The following is an 8,305-nucleotide window of genomic DNA, read 5'->3' as shown; positions in this document are numbered from 1 at the left end:
ATGTGAATAAGATACACCCCTATATCCCCCCGGACTACACCGGACGAGGCGCGCGACGCGGCCTCGGAACCGGTGTCCGAACCGATGTCGGCCTCGATGCCGATTTCTGGGCCGATTTCGGAGCCGGATGGCGAAACGCTGGGTCGTGAGCTGGCCAATGCGGCGGGGAGGGCACTGGCCAAGCCTGCCTCATCGCCGGGGCTGCTGGTCCTCTCCGAGCCGATGAACTGGTTCCGCAACGGCTGCGACCTCAAGGCCGACATTCTCCCGACCATCCGGGCCCGATGCAGCCGGGCAAGGCCGTCGAGCATCCGTTCCTGGAGCTACTTCACCGAAGCCGTCTACCAAGCCCGCGACAACCGCCTGAAACCCGCACCGGAGCCGATCATTGCCCATCAGTCCCGCACTTCCCGCCCAGCCGCAACTTCGCCCCAAGACGCTATCCTTGCCGCCTTCGCTCGCCGAGCTGGAGCGCACCTTGCGGCCCGAGGAGGCGGCGAGCCGGACCCCGACCTTGAGCCGGGCGCTTACGGAGGACGAACGATCGATCTTGTCGCGGTTGGTCGATGAGGTTGCGCCGCTTGCCGAGGCCAAGCCTGACTCGATGATAGCGCTTCAGGAAGCCGCCAAGCTCCTTACCGTGTTCCCTGCGGGCAACATTAGCGAAGCCGTCTTGGATGCCCGCTCGAAGGCCTACGACATCGCCCTCGAGGATGTGCCGGCCTGGGCGGTCGAGGCCGCTGCCAGGCGCTGGATCAAGGGCGAGGTGGCCACCCTCGGCGACAAGCCGAACCTCTCCTTCCCGCCATCCCCGCCCCAGCTCCGCGCGCTGGCGCTGGACGAATGGGCGAAGGCGCGGGCCGTGCTGTGGCGGTACCGGCGACTGATGGAAGGGAAGACGGAGCGCGTGGTGCCGCTGGAGAAGCGGAGGCCGCTGCCTAAGGAAATGCTGCAGGCCCTAAACGGGTAGCCTTGCCTGGTGATCATGGACGCCCCCGCCTCGCTAATGATCCCATATCCAAAGAGAATCTGAAGGTGACCTTCAGAACTTGCGATTAGGTCGCGGGCCTCACCTGACCTATATTGAGGATGCAAAGAGAAAACAGAGAAAGAGGCCGGAAACCTCCGGTCAGGAAAGAAGGAAAACCCAAATGTTCGCCACCCTCAAGCGTACCGCCAAGCTTCTCCGCGTTCCCACCCAGGCCGAGCGCGATCTGGCCTACCTGAACGAAGCCGGCGACCGCTACGACCTCGAAGCCCGCGAGCGGAACCTTGGCCGCGGCAACCGGGGCCTCGGTTTCTGAGGACCGGACGGCGATAGCCGAAAAGCTGAAGACGACGTTGAGCGCTCGATACCTGACGGTTCGGGCGCTTTGTCGTTTCTGACGTCTGGTCAAGTAAAGATGCCGCGCCATCTTCGGGACGGCGCGGCATGCGGGTGTTGGCTGCTCGGGGAGATCAGATCGAGCGTGCCACCTCGTAGGCGTCCCAGATCGCATACATGATGTTGGAGACCTGCCGGGCGTCGCCGAAGCTGTAGACCTCCGGCACCAGGTTGCGCGCCTTGTCGTAGAGGCTGCGCTCGGAGCGGTAGCCGATGGCGAGGATGGCGCTGTCGGCCGGAACGACCGTCTCGGTGCCGCCGCTTCTCACCTTGAAGCCGCCCTCGACAGGCGCGGCCACGTAGCTCGACGTCATGATGTCGATCTTCTTGAACACCAAGAGGTCGTGCAGCATGTCGTGGTTGGCGTGACAGAGCGGCCCGGCCAGCGCCAGGATCTTCGGCGCCAGCTCGACGATGGTCACCTTCTTGCCCTGGTCGTGCAGCCAGAGCGCCGTCTCGCAGCCGACGAGGCCGGCGCCGATGACGATGGTGCGGTCGCCGGCCGGCTTGACGCCGTTGAGCACGTCCTCGGCGGTATAGACGTTGTCGGCGTCGCCGATCTTCAGCACCTTCGGCTGGGAGCCGGTGGCGACGATCAGCACATCCGGCCTGGCCAGCCGGACGGTCTCCTCGGTCACCTCGGTGTTGAACACCACGGGCACCTTCAGCTCGGCGAGCTCGCGCTCATACCATCGGATCAACGCGTGATCGTCGTCCTTGAAGTCGGGCACGCCGCCGGGGATGACGACGCCGCCGAGCCGACAGGACTTCTCGTAGAGCGTGACGACGTGGCCGCGCAGCGTGGCGACGCGGGCCGCCTCCATGCCGGCGACACCGCCGCCGACGATCATCACCGACTTCTTTTCGAGCGCCGCCGACAGCCCGTATTCCGCCTCGCGGCCGCAGGCCGGGTTCACGGCGCAGGAGATCTGGGCGTATTTGGCGAGCCGGCCCATGCAGCCTTCCTGGCAGGAGAGGCAGGGGCGGATGCGGTCGAACTTCTCGGCCCGCACCTTGTTCGGCAATTGCGGATCGGCCAGCAGCGGCCGGGCGAGGCCGACGAAGTCGGTCTGGCCGGAGACGATCGCCTCGGCGGCGAGGTCGGGGTCGTCGAGGCGGCCGGCGGTGATCACCGGCACCTTCAGGATGTCCTTCAGGATCTTGTTGTAGGGCAGATAGAGGCCCTTGGCCTGGTACATCGGCGGGTGGCTCCAGTACCAGCTGTCGTAGGAGCCGACGTCGCCGTTGAAGGCGTCGTAGCCGGCCGCCTCCAGCAGCTTGGCCGCCTCGATGCCCTCGGGAATGTCGCGGCCCATCTCGACGAACTCCTCGCCCGGCAGGCCGCCGCTGCGCCAGTCCTTGATGAAGCTCTTGATCGAGTAGCGCAGCGACACCGGATAGTCGGCGCCGCAGCGCTCCTTGATCGCCTGGACGATCTCGACGGCGAAGCGCAGCCGGTTCTCCAGGCTGCCGCCGTATTCGTCGGTGCGCTGGTTGAACATGGAGATGGCGAACTGGTCGAGCAGATAGCCCTCGTGGACCGCGTGGATCTCGATGCCGTCGAAGCCGGCCCGCCGGGCGATCTCGGCGCTGTCGGCGAACTTGCGGACGTAGGTCTTGATCTCCTCGATGGTCAGCGCCCGGCAGGTGACGCCGTCGAGCCAGCGGTGGGGGATCGGCGACGGCGCCACGGCGGTGGAGCCGACGATCGAGGGGATCGACACGCGGCCGAAGCCGCCGGACAGTTGCAGGAAGATGCGCGCGTCGTAGGCGTGCACCCGCTCGGTCATGATCTTGCCGGTCTTGACGAAGTTGAGCGGGTTGAGCGTCGGGCAGGGCATCGACGGCAGGGCGCAGCGCTCGATGTCGTTCTCGACCATGGTGACGCCGGTCATCAGCAGGCCGGCGCCGCCCTTGGCGCGCTCGACGTAATATTCGACGCCGCGATAGTTGTAGGTGCCGTCCGGATCGCACAGGCCGCCCGGTCCCATCGGCGCCAGGACGTAGCGGTTCTTGAGTTCGAGGCTGCCGATCTTCATCGGCTCGAACAGGATCTGGTGGTTTTCCTTCATGGGGTTTCCGCGGCTCGCGACCGCGCTCCTGGCTGCTGCGACTTCGGCTCCGCCCCCTTGCGAGGGCGAATTGCGCGCACCCTAGGGCCGGCGTTGCCATCCCCACAAAGACTTGCTAGGCCTATTTCCCATACCCAGGAGATATGTACGCAATGGAGCTGAGACACCTGCGCTATTTCGTGGCGGTGGCCGACGAAGGCAGCGTCAGCGGCGCGGCCAGGGCGCGGCTCAACACGGCGCAGCCGTCGCTCAGCCGCCAACTCAAGGATCTGGAAAGGGAATTGGGCGTCGAGCTGTTCGATCGCCGGGCGCGCGGCGTCGTGCTCACCCGCGCCGGCCGGCTGTTTCTCGGCCATGTCCGGCAGGTGCTGAAGCAGCTCGACGATGCCATCGGCGTCGTTCGCGACGCGCCGATGATGATCCGCGTCGGTATTATTCCGGGTTTGGAAACCTTCGTCCTGCCCGGGTTCCGGCGCCTGGCGCGCGACATCGCCGGCGAGGTCGACATCGAGGTGACCAGCGCCCCCTCGACCGCCCTCATTCAGGATCTCAAGGACGGCAACCTGGATGTCGCCTTCGCCCGTCCCTCGACGGCCGACCTCGACCTGCATTTCGAGCCGATCGACCAGCACCGCATCAGCGTGTTCCTCAAGGCCGATCATCCCCTGTCTCCGCGGCCGGCGCTGACCTTTGCCGATCTGGTCGGCCACACCTACGTTTCGGTCAGCCGGCGCGTCGCGCCGTTCCTGCGCGGCGAAATCGACGCCTGGGGCCAGCAACGCGGCCTCGCCCTGACGCCGGGCCACGTCGCGGCCGATATCGCCTCCGCCTTTTCGCTGGTCATGGCCACCGACGGCTTCTCGCTGATGCCCGACTATGCGGAACGGCTGATGCCGGCCGCGTTGACCATGCGGCCCCTCGTCGACGGACCGTCGCCGCTGATGCTGGCCATCGCCTACCGGCCGCTGGTCTCCTCGCCGGTGCAGTCGCTGGTGTCGGCGGTGGCAAGCGCCTGGCCGCGCGGCTGAACACCCGGCGAACGACCGCTCCGCTGATCACCTATAGAGAATCTGAAAGCAATCTTCAGAAGTTGCGATTAGGCGGCGAGAGCTCGCGGGCCTATATTGAAGACATCGAGAGAGAAGAGAAAAGAGGCCGGAAACCTCCGGCCAGGAAAGGAAAAACCGGAATGTTCGCCACCCTGAAGCGTGCTGCCAAGGCCCTCCGCGCCCCGACCGCCGAAGAGTTTGAACTGGCCTACATCTACGAAGCCGGCGACCGCTACGACCTCGAAGCGCGCGAGCGCAATCTCAGCCGCCGCAACGTCAACCGCAACCTCGGTTTCTGAGGGCCGGGCGGCGATCCGGCCGCTGCCAATCCAAAGACAAAGACGATGTCGAGCGCTCGATACCGGACCGGTTCGAGCGCTTTGTCGTATCCGAACCCCGGTCGTCGTCACCGCCAGGCGCCGGCCGCTGTCGAAGAGCTGCCGGCGCCTGCCGAGCAATTTGCCATCACGGCTGCGGATCGACCCAGCCGCCGACCGGCTCGAAGCCGGCCATGGCCTCCCTCGGCCCCCAGGTCAGCGGCTTGTAGAGAGACGGCGCAGTGCCCGCGTCGAGCACGGGTTCGACGATCTGCCAGGCGAGTTCCGCCATGTCCTCGCGGGTGAACAACTGGCGGCGGCCGTTCATCGCGTCGCCGATCAGCCTTTCATAGGGCAGCATGTTGTCCATGCCGTCGCTGACGGCGGTCAGTTCCACCGCTTCGCCGATCATGTTGCCGCCGTTGGCCTTGCGCCGGGCGCCGATGCCGATCGACACCTCGGGTCCCAGGCGGAAGCGCATGTAGTTGGCCTCGCCCGGCCGGATCGGGTCGAACACGTCGAGCGGCGGCCGCTTGAAGCGGACCACCACCTCGGTGGCGCGCACCGGCAGGTTCTTGCCGGCGCGGATGTAGAAGGGCACGCCCTGCCAGCGCCAGGTGTCGATGTAGAGGCGCACCGCCACGAAGGTTTCGACGCGGGAATTGGCGGCGACGCCGGGCTCGTTGCGGTAGCCCTCGAACTGGCCCCGGACGACGTCGCGCTCCTCGAGCGGCCGGATGGCTTTCAGCACCTGCACCTTCTCGTCGATCAGATCGTCCGACAGCGCGTTGACCGGCGGCTCGGTGGCGAGCAGCAGCAGCACGTTGACGAGGTGGTTCTGCACCACGTCGCGCAGCGCGCCGACCTCCTCGTAGAAGCGGCCGCGGCCTTCGACGCCGAAGTTCTCGGCCATGGTGATCTGGACGCTGTCGATGTAGTTGCGGTTCCACAGCGGTTCCAGGAACGAGTTGGCGAAGCGGAAGTAGAGAAGGTTCTGGATCGCTTCCTTGCCGAGATAGTGGTCGATGCGGAACAGGTCGTCCTCCTTGAAGACGACATGCAGCACGCGGTTGAGGTCCTGCGCCGACGCCAGATCGCGGCCGAACGGTTTTTCCACCATCAGCCGGGCGCCTGCCGACAGGTTGGCCTGCTTGAGGCCGGCGGTCACCGAAGCGAACATCGACGGCGGAATGGCCAGGTAATAGAGCACGCGCCGCCGGTCGGACAGCGCCTCGCCCAGCCGGGTGAAGGTCGTCGGATCCTGGTAGTCGCCGGGGACGAAGCGCATCAGGCTTGCGAACTTGGCGAAGGTCGGCTCGTCGATCGTCCCGCAACTGGCGACGATGCTTTCCCGGGCGCGCTCCAGCAGTTTCTCGACGGTCCAGCTGTCGCGGGCGACGCCGACGATCGGTTCGTTGAGGTTGCCGCGCCGCACCATCTGGTACAGCGAGGGATAGATCATCTTGCGGGCAAGATCGCCGGTGGCGCCGAAGATCACAAGGGCGTCGGAGCGGCCGTTGCGGGTGCCTTCCTTGATGGTTCTGGGCATTTCAGCGGCCCTCCTTCTTCTCGATATGGCCGCCAAAGGCCTGGCGCATCGCCGAAAGCACCTTGTTGGCGAACTCGTCGTTGCCGCGCGAGGTGAATCGGCTGAACAGGGCGGAGGACAGCACCGGCACCGGCACGCTGGTGTCGATGGCCGCCTTGAGCGTCCAGCGTCCCTCGCCGGAATCGGCGACATTGCCTTGATAGGAGGCAAGGTTCGGGTCGGCGGCCAAGGCCGAGGCGGTCAGGTCGAGCAACCATGAACTGATGACGCTGGCGTGTCGCCATACCTCGGTGACGGCGGCGACGTCGAAGTCGTAGCGGTAGTATTGCGGCTCTTCGAGCGGGCTGGTCTCGGCATCGGCCTTGCGCGCCACGGCGCCGGCGTTGGCCGATTTCAGGATGTTCAGCCCCTCGGCATAGGCGGCCATCATGCCGTATTCGATGCCGTTGTGGATCATCTTGACGAAATGGCCGGCGCCGGCCGGCCCGCAATGAAGATAGCCGCGTTCGGCCGTGCCGAACGACGGGTCGCCGCCGGGAGCCAGCGTTGCGAACACCGGGTCGAGCCGGGCGACGGCGCCGGCATCGCCGCCGATCATCAGGCAATAGCCGCGTTCCGCGCCCCACACGCCGCCGGACGTGCCGACATCGAGGAAGTGGATACCGCTTGCGGCCAGCTCGGCGGCGAGGTCGACGGCATTGCGGTAGTTGGAATTGCCGCCGTCGACGATGACGTCGTCGGGGGCGAGGCGGGTCGCCAGGTCGCGGGCCACGCCGTCGGTAATGGCGGCCGGCAGCATCAGCCAGACGGCGCGCGGCGGTTTCAGGCGGGCCACCAGGTCGTCGACCGAGGCGGCGGCGACGCCGCCCTCCGCGGCGATGGCGGCGACGCTGTCGCGATTGAGGTCATAGGCGACGACTTCGTGGCCGCCCGCCATCAGCCGCCGCGCCATGTTGTAGCCCATCCGGCCCAGTCCCATCATTCCGATCTGCATGTGTCATTCTCCGGCAAGTCCTCCGCGGACTTCGGTGACCCGGCGCCTTCGCCCGAAAGGGCCCTGGCGTGGGTGTCGTTTGAAAACGCCGGCCGCTCCCAGCCCCATTGTTCGGCAAGCGCGATTGTATCGGCCATCTTGTGCAATTCTTGAGAGAATGCCGTGTTTTCACTCGAATAAGTATATTTCCGCGAGCCAAAGTAAATGCCGAATGCGATCACGTTGGCAGGAGATGGCGGTGAACGCACCGGAGTTTGGCACTGTCGGCACGTACGCGGGGCAAATTCCCGGGCACGCTGGCGCAGTCCCCGTCACGCCGTCTCTGCCCCGGATACGCGACCATTCCCATCACGCCGTCATCGCCGCGCGCATCGCCTCCCATAGTCCCATAGATTGTCATCCTCGCGAAGGCGAGGACCTCAGGACGAGAAGGTGATGAGGGATGTATCGGGCGCTCGCTCCATCCTGCCCGAGGTCCTCGCCTGCGCGAGGATGACGGCTTTATATCGAGGATGGCAGCTTTATATATGGGAACAAAGGGATAGGTCGCCGCACTGGCACCCGGGGCAAATTCCCCGGCACCCAGGTGCGATATTTCGCAAGCGACCCGCTTAGCCCTGAGGCGAGCTTGAATTTTCGAGGAAAGCGGTCCATATGGCTCAGCCTTGGCGCTGATCGCTCTTTGCGGGGAGAGCGGCGCTAATCAGGGCTTGAACCTTGCGTTAAAAGGCACTATTCGAGCCGCCGACCGGCCGCCCCGGTTCGGGGGCAGCGCACGAAAAGGCCCCATCAAACCTTTCGAGAGAGACGAAGCGATGGCCAAGGAAAAGTTTTCGCGGACGAAGCCGCACTGCAACATCGGCACGATCGGTCACGTTGACCATGGCAAGACGTCGCTGACTGCGGCGATCACCAAGGTTCTGGCCGAGACGGGCGGTGC

9 protein-coding genes are annotated in these 8,305 nt (G+C 65.8%); 5 read left to right on the top strand and 4 right to left on the bottom strand.

Going from position 1 to position 8,305, the window contains the following annotated elements:
* A partial coding sequence (locus tag CJ014_RS28070; protein WP_207765878.1) for a hypothetical protein occupies positions 1 to 311 on the bottom strand: 311 nt, incomplete at its 3' end.
* 77 nt (positions 312 to 388) lie between these two features.
* Here CJ014_RS28070 and CJ014_RS26960 point away from each other — a divergent pair.
* Complete coding sequence (locus CJ014_RS26960; RefSeq protein ID WP_100083585.1) at positions 389 to 970, top strand: hypothetical protein; 582 nt, start codon at positions 389 to 391, stop codon at positions 968 to 970.
* A gap of 181 nt (positions 971 to 1,151) precedes the next feature.
* Complete coding sequence (locus tag CJ014_RS26955; protein ID WP_100083584.1) at positions 1,152 to 1,304, top strand: DUF3563 domain-containing protein; 153 nt, start codon at positions 1,152 to 1,154, stop codon at positions 1,302 to 1,304.
* Between the two features lie 154 nt (positions 1,305 to 1,458).
* On the opposite strand, the gene CJ014_RS26950 is transcribed toward CJ014_RS26955, so the two are convergent.
* Positions 1,459 to 3,456, bottom strand: coding sequence for an oxidoreductase (locus tag CJ014_RS26950; RefSeq protein WP_100083583.1), 1,998 nt, complete (start codon positions 3,454 to 3,456; stop codon positions 1,459 to 1,461).
* Between the two features lie 152 nt (positions 3,457 to 3,608).
* Between CJ014_RS26950 and CJ014_RS26945 the strand changes: the two genes are divergently transcribed.
* Together CJ014_RS26945 and CJ014_RS26940 are read left to right on the top strand one after the other, a co-directional pair.
* Positions 3,609 to 4,484: a LysR family transcriptional regulator gene (locus CJ014_RS26945; RefSeq protein ID WP_165791014.1), complete on the top strand. Its 876-nt coding sequence runs from the start codon at positions 3,609 to 3,611 to the stop codon at positions 4,482 to 4,484.
* A 161-nt stretch (positions 4,485 to 4,645) separates the two neighbouring features.
* Positions 4,646 to 4,804 carry a DUF3563 domain-containing protein gene (locus tag CJ014_RS26940; protein ID WP_100083581.1) on the top strand — a complete coding sequence of 53 codons (159 nt, stop codon included), beginning with the start codon at positions 4,646 to 4,648 and terminating at the stop codon, positions 4,802 to 4,804.
* A gap of 166 nt (positions 4,805 to 4,970) precedes the next feature.
* On the opposite strand, the gene zwf is transcribed toward CJ014_RS26940, so the two are convergent.
* Positions 4,971 to 6,371 carry a glucose-6-phosphate dehydrogenase gene (gene zwf, locus CJ014_RS26935; RefSeq protein WP_100083580.1) on the bottom strand — a complete coding sequence of 467 codons (1,401 nt, stop codon included), beginning with the start codon at positions 6,369 to 6,371 and terminating at the stop codon, positions 4,971 to 4,973.
* Between the two features lies 1 nt (position 6,372).
* On the bottom strand, positions 6,373 to 7,365 hold the full coding sequence (gene gnd, locus CJ014_RS26930; RefSeq protein ID WP_100083579.1) for a phosphogluconate dehydrogenase (NAD(+)-dependent, decarboxylating): 993 nt from the start codon (positions 7,363 to 7,365) through the stop codon (positions 6,373 to 6,375).
* A gap of 815 nt (positions 7,366 to 8,180) precedes the next feature.
* Between gnd and CJ014_RS26925 the strand changes: the two genes are divergently transcribed.
* A partial coding sequence (locus tag CJ014_RS26925; RefSeq protein WP_237155033.1) for a GTP-binding protein occupies positions 8,181 to 8,305 on the top strand: 125 nt, incomplete at its 3' end.

Source organism: Pleomorphomonas carboxyditropha (genome assembly GCF_002770725.1).
In the GTDB taxonomy this organism is placed as follows: Bacteria; Pseudomonadota; Alphaproteobacteria; order Rhizobiales; family Pleomorphomonadaceae; genus Pleomorphomonas; species Pleomorphomonas carboxyditropha.
The sequence above is the reverse complement of the archived record's forward strand: the minus strand, read 5'-3'. Positions and strand labels throughout refer to the sequence as shown.